This is a genomic window from Acinetobacter sp. A1-4-2 (genome assembly GCF_040233925.1).
Taxonomy (GTDB): Bacteria; Pseudomonadota; Gammaproteobacteria; order Pseudomonadales; family Moraxellaceae; genus Acinetobacter.
On record NZ_CP157981.1, the window covers coordinates 1,733,295 to 1,751,266 of the forward strand.

Consider the following 17,972-nt stretch of genomic DNA (forward strand, 5'->3'; position numbering starts at 1 on the left):
TTACTTCAATTTATTCAACAAAAAGCAAAGCTAAACGTACTTGGTCATAGCCCATACGTGGACTGGTCGCTTCTACAATCGGACGCAGCTTAATTCCACCATCCTCACTAAAGTTTTCAGGGCTTTGACGTTTCATCAAGCGTTTATAAATTTTACGCACCTGTTCCACCACTTCATCCCCCGGATGAGCTACGGAAATGTCCAAGCCCTGCTCTTTATGTAATTTCGCCAAATGATTGATAATGGTCGCAGGCGTTAAACCGCGCTCAACGGCAATATCCTGAATTTCATAACCCTCTTCAAACAATTCACGAGTTTCATCCAGTGTAGCTGTCGCATAATTGGTTTTGCCGCCACTTTTGGCAATTTTCTTCTCGTTACGCTGAATTTCAGCTTCATTCAAGGTACCACCACAGTGACGGATAAAAGCTTTATGCTGCGGTGTTAAATCAATCAGTTGGAAGTGGTTTTCAGCTTCTTCAGACAGTTCCTGAAAACGGCGATCAGCCTTGATGGCCAGACTGTCCAATTCCAAAGCCTGTTCATTCATACCCAGCAGCTTTAAGCCACTTAATGCTTTTAAACGCGACAACGCCACATAACCCTGACCTTTCTCAAAGGTATGGGTCAGATTAATCTCGGCTGCTTCCAGCGTCATGCCTTGCGACTTATGAATAGTTATGGCCCAAGCCAGACGTAATGGAATCTGCTGAAAACTGGCAATAGTTTTACCGGCATCGTTATCGACCGACCAGGTTTCAGGCTCTACTAGTAGTACTGTACCGTCGGTTAATTTTACTTTTGGCAAAATGCCATATTCATCATCTTCTTCAAAGCCAATGACCTCGCCCAGACTGCCGTTGATATAGCCCATATCAAAGTTGTTTTTGACAAACATGACCTTGGCATTTTTCTTTAAAGTCAGGTTTTCAGGCGCACGAACGGATGATTTTAAAGTTTCAATCAGCTTGTCATTGCCATCACAGATGGCGTCAAACTGCTTGCTTTCGGCATCAATAGCATTCAGATGCTTAAAGTTGATGCTATCCACATCCATATTGTGGGTATATAAACGGGTAAAGGTTTCTCCCACGTTCTGCTGGCGGGTCTGCTCCAAAGCCTGAAGATGTTCGGCACTTATACTCTGGTTGCGAATGGCATTTAAAATATCATTTAAATAGTCATTACCCTGACGGTGCTGCTCGGTCAGATAACAGACCCGAAATTTGGCTTCCACCCACGCATCCGACATAAAGCAGAATTTATCCCGGTTACGTTCTTCATTTTTACCTACCGGTGGCAACTGGAAAAAATCGCCAGCAACGATGACCTGAATCCCACCAAAGGCTTCATCACTTTCTTTAAAATATTTTAAAACCTGATTGACCAGATTCAGCTGCTTGGCATGCAGCATGGAAATTTCATCAATAATCAGTACTTGGGCATTTTCTAAATGCTCTTTAAGGTACTTGCGCTCTTTCATGTTTTTCAGGTCAGCATCGGATAAAAAATCCTTGATGCCGATTCCCGCCCAAGTATGAATGGTCATGCCATTCATATGCGTTGCAGCAATTCCAGTTGATGCCGTAATCGCCACAGGCACCTTACGGGCTTTTAAATAATTGATGTACTGATTGAGTGTATAGGTTTTCCCTGCACCAGCCGAACCTGTTAAAAAGACATTTTCGCCGGCTTTCAAAAGCTTGAGTGCAGTTTCTTGTTTCATAAGACCTATAACCGTAAATTAACGGCTATAGCCTACCGATTTTTTCCTTAAAAGTTAAGCACAGAAAAAAGTTTAGCGACAGCCACTGTCACTTAAACGGCGCAAACTGCTGGTTTAACCAGGAGATAAATTGCAACGCAATATTGACAAAAAGATATTCGGTTTTTCTATTATGCGGATATTCCAGCTGGTCATAGATCAGCTGACCTTCTCGCAGGTAGCAGCCTAAGGTCATATGCAGTTTGCCGGTTTGCGAAACCATATGAAAAGCCACATACTCTCTTTCCATAATCCGCTGTGCATAGCTTGCCGCCAGACAATTCTGACATCTCTGCGACTCTTCAATAAGACGGTCCAGATCTGTCAATTCTTCAAAGCTCCAGCTGGAAAAGTGCATGAATTTTTCCGGCATCACAGCTTGCCAGACCGACACCGCATGATTTTTCCTGAGCTGGCTGATAATTTCCCGCTTCTGGATGTAATTATGCCAATCCGTGGCCTGATGATAAAACCCGATCCAGCTGGTATTTTTCGCTACAAGCTTATTATCCTTAAAAAATTCAACCAGATAATCTCGCACATAGGAGTCGAACACCGACACCCGGATATTTCGACCACGCAGATAAAAAATCTGCCGGAACTCATCCTGCCGCATTTTATAGTGCTGCAATATGCTATAAAATTCGCGATTCTGATGGGTTTCTGGTCGGATATAAGCCATTAAATCATTGCCGAAACCCCGGGTTATTTTGTGCAGGTACAACATATAGGCCTGCATCACCCGACTTAAGCGCACATAGATTTTCTTGACTGTTTGCTCATTGCCTTGTGTGACATTGCGCATTAAGTCCATCCATTCATCCAGATACAAAATGGAAGGACTGATGGCAATGCGATGGTCTTCCAGAGACTGGCTCTGCCCTTTAAGCATCATACTCTGATTATATTCATGCTCAAACCAGGCTTCCTGCATGGCAAAATAATGACAGCTATGAATAAACATGCGTGCTGAACAATGCTGAAAGTACTGTAAAGTTGCCAGAATGACCTGGGGGTGAACCTGACTGCTATCGATAAAACTGAATGCCGTGACTGCTACCCGGACACTGCTGTGCTGAATATTACGGCTCAGCCAGTCCAGAACCTCGGCAGACTGTTTAAACAGCCAGTTTACCGCTCGCGGATAATCAAATAACGGCAATTTTGCAACTTTCTTTTGCCAGACCACAGTCGAGCCATGCAGAAAATTATGTTTTGAGAGTAAATTATCACGCTGCCAGAGCTCACGCCGCATTAAACGCACAAAGCCAAGCAAGGCAGGCTGTTCCTGGGCATGCCGATAGAGCAAATGGATATCATCCTGATGTTCCATTAACTCATGCAAGTTAAAACGCTCTTCAAATGACAGTGCCATAATGCGGTACATGGCTACAGGTAAAAACTGCGCAGCGCTAAAACAAAACTCATCCAGCGCTTCCATTAAAGGTTGCAAGGGTAAAAATTCATCTCCGTACACCTTTTGAATGGAACACATCTCTTGTAAAAACTGGATGAGCGTTTCAGGCAATGCGGTTTTATTCATCACATAATCTGTTAAAACAGCAAAAGAATAGATATTTGCTTTAATCATCAGCTGATCAATAATTTCAGCTTCAAGCAGCGAAAGATTTTTCAAATACGCCCTTACCCGCTCGGTGCCCTGCACCCACAAATACACCTGATCAAGCAGTATCTGCCGCAGCTGTTGGGCTTTTTGACGCAAATAGAGGGAATGTTGCGGCTTTAAGTCATTGGTGAGAAAGCACAGATCATGAAGGATAAACTCTTCCAGCAGTTCAGCTTTTTGTCCAAGATAAGTAAAATCACCATGCAAAATGCTTTTCTGCGCAGAGTCAGGGGCATAAAATTGTAACTGAAACAGACCATTGGCCACTTGTACCGTATGCCATTCCTGATCAATACGAAACATATTTTGTGCATTCAGCCCACTGACAATCTTGAGCTGATCTTGAAGAATGTCATTTAGACTTTTAGAAATTCTGAGTAACTGTTTCGCAATCCCTTGATATTGCGGTACTAAACGATCCTGTTCCATACTCGCCTCAAATTGAATAATCATCCTAAGATGAATTTAATCATTTTAATCATATAGTAATCTAGTAAAGATACTGTATGCTGAGTTCAAAATTCAATCAAATTTGCCTGATCAATTTCTAAAACTCAATCACTGCTTCCATCCATTTATACTTGTGGAAATGAAATACAGGCCCAACCTAGTCAAACTTTTCTGTGGTCACGCTGTCGTTTTAAATCGTCTAAACCTGCATAAATTTGCTGCTGAATCTGATCACGAAAATCTTTTAATTGTTCCGTATTTTCAATATGCATTAAATTCTGTCGCGGCATAAATTGAAAATAAAAAGGCAGACGCTTCGGGATGATATTTTTAGGCAAGGATGGAATAACATCACCATGACGCAACAATTTATCCAGTTTCGGCAACTTTAACAATTTTTGAAACCACGCGCTTTCAATAATCCAATTGGCATCGAATCCCAGCTCAAAAACTTCATCGCCACCTAAAGCAGCAAAAGGCACAATTTCATAGTTAAATTCTTGCGCGAGTTTTAGAAAACCATAACGCTGTTTCCAGATCAGTTGATAGGCCTCACCTTTTCTTTTTAAAACTTCCCGCCCGCCTCCCGGAAAGACCAGAATCGAATAACCTTGCTGCATCGCTGCACGAATATAGGCTTTTTCACCATCGACAGCACCGAATTTCTTAAACAGGGTACGCCAAACCGGCAAATAAAAATGGCCATGATCAGCAACACTGACCACAGCCACTTTATGATGATTATATAAATAATCAATCAGAATGGGGGAATCAAATATCCCATATAGGGTGTGATTCCCGACATACATTGCAGGTTTGGCAGCATCAATCTGTTCAGCCCCTAAAAAGGTTGGGGTGAAATACAGTTTGGACAACGCACTGAGGCATTTAATCCATCTGGCATCATGCTCAACCTGCAATAGATGATTCCTTATGCTACAACGTGTTTTTGCACCAGAACCGAGCCAACAGAATAACCCGCACCGAATGAACAAAGCAGACCATATTCACCATCATTCACTTCATGTGCAGTACGGTGTAATGCAATGATCACACCTGCAGAAGAGGTATTGGCAAATTCATCGAGAATAATCGGCACAAGCGCACGGTCAGCATCTTTACCGACTACATATTTCAAGATCAGGTCATTCATGCTGGCATTGGCTTGGTGTAACCAGAAACGTTTCACGTTGCTTGGTGCAATGTTGTTTTTCTCCAGCTGTTTGGTAATAATTTTGGCAACCAGCGGGCACACTTCTTTAAACACTTTACGACCGTCCTGACGGAACAGCTTGTCATCCACCACTGCATCTTCACTACGGTTTAAGTAACCGAAGTTATTACGAATGTTGTTTGAGAACTGGGTAAACAAATGCGTATCTACAATGTCAAAACCAGTCTTCGTGGTCGTATCTTCAATAATCGATGCTGTCGCCACATCACCAAAAATAAAGTGGCAGTCACGTGAACGGAAATCGGTATGACCAGAGGTAATTTCTACATTGACCAATAAGACACGACGTGCACCGCTTCTGATTGCATCCGCAGCCTGTTTTAAACCAAAGGTTGCAGCAGAACAGGCAACGTTCATGTCATAGGCATAGCCTTGAATGCCCAAAGCAGTTTGGATTTCAATTGAAACAGCAGGATAAGCACGCTGGATGTTTGAACATGAAAGAATCACAACGTCGATATCTTCAGCTGTAACCCCTGCATTTTCCATCGCCTGTTTAGCAGCAATCACACCCCATTCAGCTTGAATGGAAAGTTCATCATTGCTACGTTCACGTAAACGCGGATATAGACGTTTTGAATCAAGGATACCTGACTTTTCAGCAACATAGCGACTTTTAACACCGGATGCTTTTTCAATAAATTCTGCATCTGAACCGCGACGCGCTTCAATCTCACCCGCTGCAATTTTGTCCGCATTGTCGTGGTTAAACTGTTCCACATAAGCATTTAAACTTGCAACCAATTCATCATTGCTAATGGATTCTTCTGGATGATAAAGACCGGTACCGGTAATACGAATGCCCATGTAAAACTCCCGTTAATTTTGCGCTCTGTTAATTAATGCCCAATTGATGCCATACTTTTTGCAGGCGGGTTGGAGAAACCGGCATTTTTGTTTTCATTGGTTGTGAGAACAGGGAAATACGAAATTCTTCGACCATAAAGTACAGATCTTTCAGGCGAGCGTCATTTTTAAACTTAAACAATTTTTCCATCCATGGGTCAACTTGCTCAATGGCAGAATTATCCCTTTGCAGGTTATTTGGCAAGCGTTCTAAACGCAAGACCAAAGCCTTTAAATAGCGTGGAAATTCCTGCCATATATCAAAAGATTTGACATACACACAGTTGGAAAGACTCATTAAATCAAGCTGATCTTCAAGATCATCAATATTTTTTCCAAAGATAGAATCGTCTAAAACCAACAATTTCCGACGAATATCCTGCCATTGAATATAAATATCGCTCAGTATAGATAATGCCACTTGACCATGCGTTAGGAAAGATTTTTTTACATTTAAAAGCAAGTTTTGAAACTCTTCAGCATTGACAGGAAGCTCATTTATTGTCATCTGAAGGGTGGCATAAACCAACATCTGCTCCAGTTGGGCCTTATCTCCCAGAGGCGAATAAGCCAAAGCCAGCGGTTTGGAAATCTGTTTTTTCAGCTGGCGCACCAGATCGCCGAGCTGCATATACACCAGACGAATGATCCCTTCCCGATGCTGTTTAATCGCTTCAGCCTGATCATTGAAGGTCTGAATCACCACACCGGATTCATCTTTGGCATCTAGTTCTGCAAATGCTTTAGTCGGTACCAGAGCCTGATATTGCTTTACCACAACACCAGTCACTTTTTGTGAAGCTTCAAAAGTAAAATTCTCAGGGAAAACTTTAAATTCGCCTTTGAGCTGCTTGACCGGACTATGTGTTTCGGTACGGCAACGTGCTTTCAGTTCGGGCAGATCACGACCTTTTTCAATCACCCGACCTTTTTCATCAATCACTTTAATCAACGGCAGCAAATACTGCTCGATCCGTTCAAAGGAAAAGTCTTTTTCGCTAATTTGTTCGCCACGCAACTGGAAAGCCAAAAACTTGAAGATATGCTCACGTAAATGAACTGCATCAATGATTTTCATCAGATTGCGTGCAGTATCCGGAATCGGCACCAGATTGCGACGCTTGTCTTTAGGCAAGGATTTCAATAAGGCTTCAATCAAGTCCTCACGCCAGCCTGGGATGCCCCATGACCAGATACCTTCATCGACCTGTGGCAAGGCCTGTAGCGGGATTTTAACCGTCGCTCCATCTTCATCATGGCTGGGATCAAAACGGTAGCTCGTTGCCAGACGCAAAGCGCCATTATGCAAATAATCTGGAAATTGCTGGGTGGTCGGACGGTCATTCATCCACAGCGCATCATCTTCGACAAATAAATAGCGCGGATTTTGCGGCTCAACTGTAGCACGCCAGTCTTCAAAACTTCGACGGCTCGCCACTTCTGGCGGTACTTTCTCGGCATAAAATTGATAGATGGTTTCTTCATCCACCACCAGATCACGACGACGTAGCTTATCTTCCACCCGTTCCACTTCTTCCAGCTTAAGTAAATTATGCTTTAAGAATGGCGGTGTAATACCGAGATTACCGGTAGTCAAGGCATCACGCAGGAAGATTTCGTGTGCCGCAGCCTGATCGACTTTCTCATAGTTCATCAAACGCTTCGGCTCAATAATCAGACCAAACAGGGAAATCTGGTCATAAGCATTGACGATACCGGCTTTTTTCGACCAGTGCGGCTCAAAATAGTGATGTTTCAGCAAATCACGAGCAGCAAGCAGAATCCATTCCGGTTCAATCTTGGCCAAAGTACGCAAGTACACCTGAGAGGTTTCCACCATCTCAAAAGCCATCACCCACGGCGTATTGGTTTTATGCAAAGTCGATGCCGGGAAAATACGGGCTTTTTGCTGACGAACGGCCATAAACACATTGCGTTCATCGGTCTTATTGGCAATAAACGAAAGCAAACCGGTCAATAAGGCACGGTGCAAGTTTTCATAACTGGCTTTTTTATCATTAAAGGAAAGCTTTAAGCCTTGCACCAATTCCGTCAACTGTTCATGGGTTTTCTTCCATTCGCGTAAACGTAACCAGCTTAAAAAATGCTGCCGTGCAAAATTACGACGCTTGTTCTCATTCATCGATGCACGGTTAGCTTGCAAGGTTTCCCATAACTTGATGTAGAACAAAAAGTCAGAGTCACCTTCTTTAAACAAGGCATGCTTCTGGTCAGCTTGCATCTGTTTATCGGCCGGACGTTCTCGTGGATCCTGTACAGCCAAAGCTGCGACAATAACCAGGACTTCATTGAGCACACCAAAATGCGCACCGCCTAAAATCATCCGTGCCAGACGCGGGTCGATTGGCATTTTTGCCATTTGCTGACCGATTTTTGTCAGTTCTGATTTCTTCTCGTTTAAAGCACCCAGTTCAATTAACAACTTACGGCCATCATTAACCAAGCGATGATCTGGTGGCTCAATAAAGTCAAAACTTTCCAGACTGCCCAGATTCAGGCTTTCCATCTGTAAAATGACCGAGGCCAGGTTGGTTCGTTTAATCTCTGGTTCGGTAAATTCAGGACGGCTTTGGAAATCTTCCTCACTATACAGCCGGATACAAACACCAGGCGCAATACGGCCACAGCGGCCTTTACGCTGGTTGGCAGCCGCCTGTGATACTGCCTCAATCGGTAAACGCTGCACCCGTGAACGGTAGCTATAGCGTGAAATACGGGCAAAACCGCTGTCGATTACATAACGGATGTTGGGTACGGTTAAAGCTGTTTCAGCCACGTTGGTGGCGATAATAATACGTCGTCCACCACCGCCAGGATTGAAAATCTTTTGCTGTTCCGCTATGGCTAAACGCGCATATAAAGGCAAAATTTCGGTATGCCGTGGACCATGCTTTTGCAGGGTTTCCTGCAATTCACGAATTTCCTGTTCGGTACTGGCAAAAATCAGGATATCGGCATGTTCAGGATGACCTTTTTGCTGTGCATCGGCAAAACATTCCTTTACCGCTTGTACCACTGCACGCGGCAAGTTTTCTTCAAAGTCATCAAACTCGTCGTCATCACTACCGCCAATACTCATTTCTGAAATTGGACGATAACGCACTTCTACCGGATAACTGCGCCCTTCCACTTCAAAAACAGGTGCACCGTTAAAGTAGTTACTAAAACGGTTTACATCTAAGGTTGCGGAAGTAATGATGACTTTTAAATCTTTGCGGCGTGGTAGAAGCTGTTTTAAATAGCCCATGATGAAGTCGATGTTCAATGAACGTTCATGCGCTTCATCAATAATAATGGTGTCGTATTTGGTCAAATAACGGTCATTGGCCAGTTCAGCCAGTAAAATACCGTCCGTCATCAAACGAACTATCGAGTCTTGCGAACCCTGTTCGTTAAAACGGATTTTAAAACCGATGGATTCACCCAGCTTTTCGCCTACCTCTTCAGCAATACGCTGCGATACGCTACGCGCAGCCAGTCGACGGGGTTGGGTATGACCAATCATTCCAGTTAAACCGCGACCGGCCAGCATGGCAATTTGTGGTAATTGTGTAGTTTTACCTGAACCGGTTTCCCCTGCCACAATAATCACCTGGTGTTGTTGAATCGCTTCAATCAACTTGTCTTTGTATTGGGTAACAGGCAGGTCTTGATTGAGTTTAATGTTCGGAACACGGGACAGGCGCTCACGCACTTTATGATTCGATTTTTCTAATAATTCTTGATAATGTTTCTCGTTGGCATCTTTACCTTTGCGTAGTCGATTTAAACGATGACGGTCACGTGCCATGACCCATTGATCTACATTTAAATGACTTAACACAGATAATTTATCCCAAAACAAAAAATTGAACTGAATATTTTACGCTGTAACGCCGCAGAGAGAAAGACAGGCAAATATTTATTCATGGCATTTGAGGTAAAGAATATTCAAAAGCATGGAAAATAGATCATCAACCACGCTAAAATCCGCCACATATAACAAGAGTTACACTATTCACCATCTTTAATGATGTTCACACACCTCTTCTGATCACCATTACTCAGCCTAAAAATGATTCGAGCGTCAAAAATAAATTTAATTTAAAAAAATTTACCCTTGAATTTTACTTCCGCAACCTTCATGTTCTTAGGCGAGCTGAAAAACTGCATATTTGTCATTTAATAATCATCTTTAAATGATTGAATAAATAAACAGTCAGATTTGGTGGAATTGTAGACTTTATATTAGTTAATTCGGTTTTTCCGATTTCAATAATGTAAAAATACTGTTTCAGCAATAAGAAAAAATTCGCTATCCTTTTGGAAATCAAATACAAACCTCAATCATGGAGACAATGATGAGCTTAATTAATACTGAAGTTAAACCATTTAAAGCAACTGCATTCCAAAACGGTCAATTTATTGAAGTGACTGAAGCTGATCTTAAAGGCAAATGGTCTGTTGTATTCTTCTACCCAGCTGACTTTACTTTCGTTTGCCCAACTGAATTGGGTGACCTTGCTGACAACTACGCTGAATTCAAAAAATTAGGCGTTGAAATCTATTCAGTTTCTACTGACACTCACTTCACGCACAAAGCTTGGCACGATTCTTCAGAAGAAATCAAAAAAATTGAATATGTAATGGTTGGCGATCCAACTTGGACTCTAGCTAAAAACTTTGACGTATTAATCGAAGCTGCTGGTCTTGCTGACCGTGGTACTTTCGTTATCGATCCAGAAGGCAAAATCCAGATCGTTGAAATCAACGCTGGTGGTGTTGGCCGTGATGCTCAAGAACTTCTTCGTAAAGTTAAAGCAGCTCAATACGTTCATGCTCACCCAGGTGAAGTTTGCCCAGCTAAATGGAAAGAAGGTGACGCTACTCTAGCTCCTTCAATCGACCTAGTAGGTAAAATCTAATCTCTATTTAGATTGAACTGATGTAAAAACCATGCTCTTTTGCGTGGTTTTTTACATTTTGAATAAAACAATGTTTTCAAATACCTTTAACTTTTGGTATGTCCTATATTGTCAACATAACAGAATTTATATTTTTACTTCAACAATAAAAAGCTGAATAGCGTACAGCCCTATTCTTCAATACAAAATGTATCTATCTATAATTCATCAATTTAATATATTTATTTCTATTATATTTTGTCACTTTTTATTGTAATGTAAGTCTTATACAGGTGTGTGATGAATGTTTTACAATTCTGCTCTTCAGCGCACAACCTCTATAGCTTAACGTCAAATGACAAACAAAATCTGTGAAACATAATATAAAAAAGGAGTGCTTATGGGATCAATACTTACTGTAACTTCCTATACTTACAGTTCTTCATCACGTTATCTTAAAATTTTTTATAACAATGGTTCAGCAGAACTGTACCATCCAGTTCCGGAATTTATTTATAACAACATGCTCCGATGTCATGACAAGGCTGCTTTTGTACATAAATATTTAGAATATGACTTACATTTTACTCGCATTTCCATGGCTTGAATGATCAGGGCTCTGCCCTGATTCACAGATATTTTTATTCATACAAATTTATTTATAGCAAAGCATCAACAGACCTGAGCCAATCGATAAAGTCATACTCATAAAACGTTCATCACTTTTCACCAGTGCAATAAATTGCTGAACTTCTGCTGCATGTGATATGACGTTGTCGACAAACATGACGCCATTTTTAGGATGCAGCATATGCGGCAAATACTGCCAGTAATCCATATAGGCATCCCGTTCGGCATCCAACAAAATAAAGTCATATTGCTGTTCGGCCTTTTCAAGAAAACTTTGTGCATCCCCTACCCAGAAATCAATCACTTCACTCAATTGCAGTTCATTGGCATATTGCTGAGCTTGCTGGCTACGTGCCGGATCAATTTCCAAAGTAGTGACATGACCTTGTGAAGTCTGTGCCGCATTCGCCAGCCATAAAGTCGAATAACCTGTTGAAGTGCCAATCTCCAAAATATTTTTAGATTGTTGGATGCGCACTTGCATGGCTAAAAATAATGCAGAATCCGGTTCTATATTTCGATAACGCTGAATACGGTCTTTTTGTAAGGCATCAAATTTAATAAAACTTTGATGCAACTCTTGCATTCGCTTTTGGAATGTTTCACTCATGCTCATCACAGCTATTCCTGTCTTGTTATTCTGTTGAGTCTAGCGTTTATCGATGTCGTTAATCTAGTTCATGAAGTTGCTTGAATTAATTTAAATCGTGGAACAACTGTACCATTATCAAGTGTGACCATTTCCTGAAACATGGTTAAAGGGCGTACCCACATTGAATAATCACCATATAAACATTGGTAAACCACAAGTTTCTCATCCGTTTCGCTATGGGTGGCAACATGAAAGACCTGATATAACTTGCCTTTGTAGTGTTGATAAATCCCTGCTTTGAATTGCATTTTTATAACCTTGTTAAAACATAGGGTCATCATAATCAAAATTACCCAGAAGTATGCAGCAATTTATTAAAAATGCTCTAATTTGAACTTAATACTTGAATGTTCACACTAAATCAGCATTTACTTAAGACAGTATTTTTGTAAAAAACCTATCAATCTATTAAACCGATTGTTTTTATAAAAATGAAATGTTTTACCTATTTAAATATTTAGCCTACTATAGCTTTATTAAATAAGCATTTACTCCCTTGGAGACGTTAGCCATGTTAGACCAAAACACTTCAGCACAACTTAAAACCTTACTGGAACGTCTGGAAAGCCCGATTGAACTGGTCGCGACTTTAGACACTTCAGACAAGTCGGACAAGATTAAAGAACTGGTGACTGAAGTTGCAGCCTTATCTGATTTAGTGACTGTACGCTTCGACGGTACAAATAAACGTGCCCCAAGCTTTGGGGTGGCAAAACAAGGTGAAGAACCGCGTGTCTTCTTTGCCGGCTTGCCGATGGGACATGAATTTACTTCCCTCATTCTGGCCTTGTTACAGGTGTCAGGCTATGCCCCAAAAGTGTCAGATGAAGTCCTGGCACAGATCAAGGGTTTAAATTTAACAGCTGATTTTGAAGTGTTTGTCTCGCTCAGCTGCCATAACTGTCCGGACGTGGTACAAGCCCTAAACTTAATTGCGATCTATAACCCGGGCACCACGGCCACCATGATTGACGGTGCATTTTTCCAGGATGAAGTGGAACAGCGCAAGATCATGGCGGTACCAATGGTGTTCCAGGACAACGCCCACATCGGTCAGGGCCGTATGACGCTGGAAGAGATCATTGCCAAACTGGATAGCAATTCTGCAGCCAAAGATGCAGCAAAGTTAAATGCCAAAGACGCGTTTGATGTGCTGGTGATTGGTGGCGGTCCTGCCGGCAACACCGCAGCGATTTATGCCGCGCGTAAAGGCATTAAAACCGGAATCGTAGCGGAACGTATGGGCGGTCAGGTCATGGATACCATGGACATTGAAAACTTCACTTCCGTACAGAAAACCCAGGGTCCGAAATTTGCCGCCGAAATGGAAGCGCATGTACGTGAGTATGGTGTGGACATCATGAACCTGCAACGTGTATCCAACATCAAAGGTGCAGATGAAACGGCGAATGGCCTAGTTGAAGTCACTTTGGAAAATGGGGCGAAGTTAGAATCGAAAACCATCATTCTATCGACTGGTGCACGCTGGAGAGAGATGAATGTTCCGGGTGAGCAGGAATACAAAACCCGTGGTGTAGCATACTGTCCGCACTGTGACGGTCCATTATTCAAAGGCAAACGTGTTGCGGTGATTGGTGGCGGTAACTCTGGTGTGGAAGCGGCGATTGACCTGGCCGGGATTGTAGAGCATGTAACTTTGGTTGAGTTTGATACCAAACTGCGTGCCGATCAGGTCTTACAAGACAAGCTCAACAGTTTGCCAAATACCACCGTGATCAAAAATGCGCTGTCGACTGAAGTAGTCGGTGACGGTTCACAGGTCACTGCACTGAAATACAAGGACCGTGCTACCAATGAGGAACATACGATTGAACTGGCGGGAATTTTTGTACAGATCGGTTTGTTGCCAAACACGGATTTTCTGAAAGAAACCGCTGTTGAACTGACCAATCGTGGCGAGATCGTGATTAACGAGCGCAACGAAACCAACGTGAAGGGTGTGTTTGCTGCCGGTGACTGTACCACAGTGCCGTACAAGCAAATCATTATTGCTACCGGTGAAGGTGCGAAAGCATCTCTATCTGCCTTTGATTACATTATCCGTTCGGGACAGTAATCTATATTCAGCATAAATAGTTTAATCTGGCTTATATCACAATGTGGTATAAGCCTTTTTTTTCCCTCATTTTTTCATAAAAAATAATTACATTTAATTAACAATTTTAGCTCATAATTTGTGCATTTTTTTAGCTATATTCAAAATACCCCTATTTAGGTGGGTGCCACAATTAGAAGGAAATGAAAATGAATAAATTGCTTATTGCTTTAGGTCTTGCTGCTAGCGTTGCCCTGGTGGGTTGTAATAAACAAGAAACACCAGAAACAGGTGCAACTACTGGCGAACATCTTGAAAATGCAGCCAATCAAGCAGGTCATGATATTTCTGATGCCACAAAGGAAGCTGAAGCGAAAACTCAAGCTGCTGCTGATGAAGCCAGCTCTAAAATTGAGGCAGCAGGTGATGAAGCTGCTGCTAAAACTGAAGCCGCAGCAAAAGATATTAAAAATGCAGCGAAAGAAGCTACTGCTAAAACTGCCGGTGCTGTGGAAGAAGGTGCTTCGAATGTTCGAGAAAAAGCTCAACAATAATGTGAATGGTTGAAATAAAAAAGCTCCTTTAAAAAGGAGTTTTTTTATTGAAAAATCTGACTTTTTTATGCACATTACTTCGATGATAGTTGCAAGAAACAATGATTCAAAACATGTTCACATACCATATTCATATCGTCATGAAAAATATTATGTTCAAAGAACAGGTAAATTATTACGTGCTGCAGTGTTAAGGAGCAAATAACGGAATTATTTCCGTGACCAGCTTAATTATGGGTATGGCTACCAGTAGTGCATATCTGCATACTTTATTGTCGCGCTAGTTGGAGGATTACTGCTTGGATATGGTGTCCGTCTCACATATGACTGTAATATAGGTGCTTACTTCAGCAGGATTGCTTCAAGGAGTTTGCATGGCTGGTTATGGTTGATCTTTGCCTTCATTGGTAACGGTATTGGCGTGAAACTTCGTCCCATTTTCTTCCCGGACAAACGACCACAACCTGGAAAATTAACCGGTTGTTAAATCCGAATTTCAGCCTATAAAAAGCCCATCACTGAATGGACTTTTTTATTTATGCTATGTTTAATTAATGCAGCGCCGCTTTTAAATTACAGCCAAAACCCATAATTTCTTGAGCCTGACGGTATGAGGTATAACGGTTTAAAATAAAGTCATAAAACTGGTCTGCATCCGCAAAATTTTTGCTTAAGTTTTCACCCTGCGCATGGGATAATTTCACCTGTCCAATGATATTCAGATTTTGATGACCCAACTGATACATTTCAGCAAAATAGCCATTCATCATTTGACAATATGCCTGTTTGACCGGTTTTAAAGAGGTACTGCTCACCGCATGCAGGTTTAAAGTCTGCAACTGATTTACATCAAGCAGCGACTGGTCTGAAAAGGCAATATTGTTGCTTTTTTTTAAAGCCTGATAATCTTTAGATAGCTGTTGATTTAAGCTTTCAAAGCGCTGCTGCAAGCTGGCTGCATCCTGCACCTTATATTTTTGAGGATCAATCTGGATTTTTTGCTGTTCGGAAGATGAACATGCTGAAAGTACTACGCTTAAAATTAAAGTCGCCAAAACGAACGGCTTCATTATAAATTGTCCTCATCACTAAATCTTGCAATAGTATGCCTGAAATATGCAGCTATATTGATTTTTCATTCATATAACGCCAGTAACGCTTCGGCACATACTGAATATGCAGTTTCATATTTTGCCGAACCTGAATATTGACACTGCGGAAATAATCTTTCCACAGCTGGTCATACAGTAATTCCTGTTCATCCAGTTCTACAGTAAACGCCTGACTATAACCACTCGCGAATGTGGCATCGACCTGATGAGCGTCCATTTCAATTTGATGCACATTTTGCAAATCATAATAAATGCCATATTTACGCTTTTCATCATAAATCAGCCAGCGTTGATCCTGATAACGTGCCTTAAAATGCCGTTCAATCAGCGGCAATACATTAAAATCAGGCCGAACCAGACTTAAAAAGAGACTATCCTGACATTTCTTGAAGCGTACAAAGGCTTCCATACGATGCTTTTCACGACCAACCTGCTTTGCCCATTGCGATAAAGCCAGCACATCAGCATGCCCATAGTTTTCATCAACCTTGTAGCGAGTTTGAAAAACATAGAGGCAATAGTTAAACAGGTGTTGATAAGCAGTTTGATTTTCAGATAGAAAAGTATAGTAAAAATTCCGCTGACTCTGGCCCGATGTTTTTTTCTTCAATCCCCGCCAGACCCGCTGTGCATGCTCTTCATTCGATGCGACCTGGATAAAATCATCAAACAAACCCTTTTGCGCATGTAGATTGCTCGTCACCTGCACATGAAACTCTTTAAATTGAAAGGCACGAAATACACAGCTCAACAGGCCGGTCATGCTGCCATCAAAACAGTAAGTTGCCATTAAAAACCAAAACCCAGTTGTGGCGATAACTGCTGCACATATTTGGACTGTCCCGACTGCAAAATCTGAGTCCGAATCTGGCCTGGCAACTGCTCCTTGATAAATTTTGGCGTATCGGCACAGCGGATAAAATGCTGCGCACGGTTATATGCAACACCCATACGTTTTAGTTGGTCGATATGAATTGTGCCAAAGCGACGCGCCTGGACAATTTTTTTTGCTGAGCGCACACCAATACCCGGAACACGTAAAATCATGCGGTAATCCGCCCGATTCAGATCCACTGGAAACTGCTCAGGATGACGTAAAGCCCAAGCTAATTTTGGATCAACATCCAGGTCCAGATTCGGGTGTTTTTCATCGACCAGTTCTGTCGCCTCAAAACCATAAAAGCGCATCAACCAGTCGCTTTGATACAAGCGATTTTCTCTTAATAAGGGGGGTGCTGAACCAATCGCAGGCAAGGCTTTTTCCTGTTCATTAATTGGAATATAACCCGAGTAATACACCCGTTTCAGTTTAAACTCTTTGTAATGCCGGTCTGCCATCAAAATAATATCCTGATCACTTTCGCTATATGCTCCCACCACCATTTGCGTGGTTTGCCCTGCCGGAACAAATTTAGGAACTGAGCGAATCAGCTTACGTTCATCTTTAAACTGGATTAAACGGTCACGCACAATACCCAAGTCTTTTTGAACTTCGGCATGGGTTTTCTCGGGGGCGAATTTCTGCAAGCCTGCCTCAGTCGGCATTTCTAAATTAATACTCATCTGGTCAACATACAGCCCCGCTTCAGTAATGATTTCCTGCGATGCGCCAGGAATGGTTTTTAAATGAATATAACCGTTAAAATTTTCTTCCAGACGTAATTTTTTCACTACTTGCAGCATCCGCTCCATGGTGTAATCTGCCGATTTAAAAATCCCTGAACTTAAAAACAAACCTTCAATATAATTCCGGCGATAGAAGTTCATGGTTAAATCTACTACTTCCTGAACGGTAAAAGCTGCCCGTTTTACATCATTGGAACGACGTGACATGCAGTAAGCACAATCATAAATACAGACATTGGAAAATAGAATTTTAAGTAAAGATACACAGCGACCATCTTCAGTATAGCTATGGCAGATGCCTGAGCCGGTATTCCTTAACCCTTTGTCCTTGTTTTTTCGGTTACTGCCACTTGAGGAACAGGAGACATCATATTTGGCAGCATCAGCTAAAATTTGTAGCTTTTCACGGATACGATCAGACATGTGTAATCAGCGTTAAAAAATGAATCTGTATTATAAAATTTTTAACTCAAACCACATGGGTACCGGTCTTTTATGCGACATGGTTTGACGCTT

Annotated in this window: 14 protein-coding genes and 2 pseudogenes; 6 read left to right on the forward strand and 10 right to left on the reverse strand. The window is 41.8% G+C overall.

From position 1 onward, the window contains the following. Positions 1 to 10 precede the first annotated feature (10 nt). The 5 genes from ABJ384_RS08570 to hrpA all read right to left on the reverse strand — a co-directional run bounded on the left by ABJ384_RS08570 (position 11) and on the right by hrpA (position 9,766). Positions 11 to 1,726 carry an AAA family ATPase gene (locus ABJ384_RS08570; protein ID WP_349926762.1) on the reverse strand — a complete coding sequence of 572 codons (1,716 nt, stop codon included), beginning with the start codon at positions 1,724 to 1,726 and terminating at the stop codon, positions 11 to 13. Positions 1,727 to 1,814: 88 nt separating this feature from the next. Further along, entirely contained in the window at positions 1,815 to 3,821 is a 2,007-nt protein-coding gene (locus ABJ384_RS08575; RefSeq protein WP_349926764.1) for a hypothetical protein, read from the reverse strand. Positions 3,822 to 4,003: 182 nt separating this feature from the next. Next, positions 4,004 to 4,762, reverse strand: a complete 759-nt coding sequence (locus tag ABJ384_RS08580) for a 1-acyl-sn-glycerol-3-phosphate acyltransferase (RefSeq protein ID WP_349926766.1) — start codon at positions 4,760 to 4,762, stop codon at positions 4,004 to 4,006. An 11-nt stretch (positions 4,763 to 4,773) separates the two neighbouring features. After that, a complete protein-coding gene (locus ABJ384_RS08585) occupies positions 4,774 to 5,883 on the reverse strand; it encodes a beta-ketoacyl-ACP synthase III (RefSeq protein WP_349926768.1) in 1,110 nt (369 codons plus the stop codon). A 28-nt stretch (positions 5,884 to 5,911) separates the two neighbouring features. After that, complete coding sequence (hrpA, locus tag ABJ384_RS08590) at positions 5,912 to 9,766, reverse strand: ATP-dependent RNA helicase HrpA (RefSeq protein ID WP_349926770.1); 3,855 nt, start codon at positions 9,764 to 9,766, stop codon at positions 5,912 to 5,914. Between the two features lie 517 nt (positions 9,767 to 10,283). On the opposite strand from hrpA, the gene ahpC reads away from it, so the two are divergent. Both ahpC and ABJ384_RS08600 read left to right on the forward strand, forming a co-directional pair. Then, entirely contained in the window at positions 10,284 to 10,847 is a 564-nt protein-coding gene (ahpC, locus tag ABJ384_RS08595; RefSeq protein WP_166168833.1) for an alkyl hydroperoxide reductase subunit C, read from the forward strand. 379 nt (positions 10,848 to 11,226) lie between these two features. Continuing rightward, complete coding sequence (locus tag ABJ384_RS08600) at positions 11,227 to 11,433, forward strand: KTSC domain-containing protein (RefSeq protein WP_086195511.1); 207 nt, start codon at positions 11,227 to 11,229, stop codon at positions 11,431 to 11,433. Between the two features lie 48 nt (positions 11,434 to 11,481). Here the strand turns inward: ABJ384_RS08600 and ABJ384_RS08605 are convergent, their stop codons facing one another. Further along, positions 11,482 to 12,072: a class I SAM-dependent methyltransferase gene (locus ABJ384_RS08605; protein WP_086195512.1), complete on the reverse strand. Its 591-nt coding sequence runs from the start codon at positions 12,070 to 12,072 to the stop codon at positions 11,482 to 11,484. 62 nt (positions 12,073 to 12,134) lie between these two features. Beyond that, positions 12,135 to 12,356, reverse strand: a complete 222-nt coding sequence (locus tag ABJ384_RS08610) for a DUF1653 domain-containing protein (protein ID WP_349926772.1) — start codon at positions 12,354 to 12,356, stop codon at positions 12,135 to 12,137. A 263-nt stretch (positions 12,357 to 12,619) separates the two neighbouring features. Between ABJ384_RS08610 and ahpF the strand changes: the two genes are divergently transcribed. The 4 genes and pseudogenes from ahpF to ABJ384_RS08630 all read left to right on the forward strand — a co-directional run. Further along, entirely contained in the window at positions 12,620 to 14,185 is a 1,566-nt protein-coding gene (ahpF, locus tag ABJ384_RS08615) for an alkyl hydroperoxide reductase subunit F (protein WP_349926774.1), read from the forward strand. 188 nt (positions 14,186 to 14,373) lie between these two features. Further along, positions 14,374 to 14,718: a hypothetical protein gene (locus ABJ384_RS08620; protein ID WP_349926776.1), complete on the forward strand. Its 345-nt coding sequence runs from the start codon at positions 14,374 to 14,376 to the stop codon at positions 14,716 to 14,718. An 82-nt stretch (positions 14,719 to 14,800) separates the two neighbouring features. Beyond that, a pseudogene (locus ABJ384_RS08625) lies at positions 14,801 to 14,993 on the forward strand (hypothetical protein); the annotation flags it as partial. A 2-nt stretch (positions 14,994 to 14,995) separates the two neighbouring features. Next, positions 14,996 to 15,205 (forward strand): annotated as a pseudogene (locus ABJ384_RS08630) (YeeE/YedE thiosulfate transporter family protein); the annotation flags it as partial. A 64-nt stretch (positions 15,206 to 15,269) separates the two neighbouring features. Here the strand turns inward: ABJ384_RS08630 and ABJ384_RS08635 are convergent. Genes ABJ384_RS08635 through ABJ384_RS08645 form a run of 3 tightly spaced genes read right to left on the reverse strand, consistent with a single transcriptional unit; the run spans position 15,270 to position 17,879 of the window. Then, positions 15,270 to 15,788: a hypothetical protein gene (locus tag ABJ384_RS08635; RefSeq protein ID WP_349926778.1), complete on the reverse strand. Its 519-nt coding sequence runs from the start codon at positions 15,786 to 15,788 to the stop codon at positions 15,270 to 15,272. A 52-nt stretch (positions 15,789 to 15,840) separates the two neighbouring features. Continuing rightward, positions 15,841 to 16,620, reverse strand: coding sequence for a TIGR03915 family putative DNA repair protein (locus tag ABJ384_RS08640; RefSeq protein ID WP_349926779.1), 780 nt, complete (start codon positions 16,618 to 16,620; stop codon positions 15,841 to 15,843). After that, positions 16,620 to 17,879: a putative DNA modification/repair radical SAM protein gene (locus ABJ384_RS08645; protein WP_349926781.1), complete on the reverse strand. Its 1,260-nt coding sequence runs from the start codon at positions 17,877 to 17,879 to the stop codon at positions 16,620 to 16,622. Before ABJ384_RS08645 ends, ABJ384_RS08640 begins: the two co-directional genes overlap by 1 nt. Between the last annotated feature and the right edge of the window lie 93 nt (positions 17,880 to 17,972).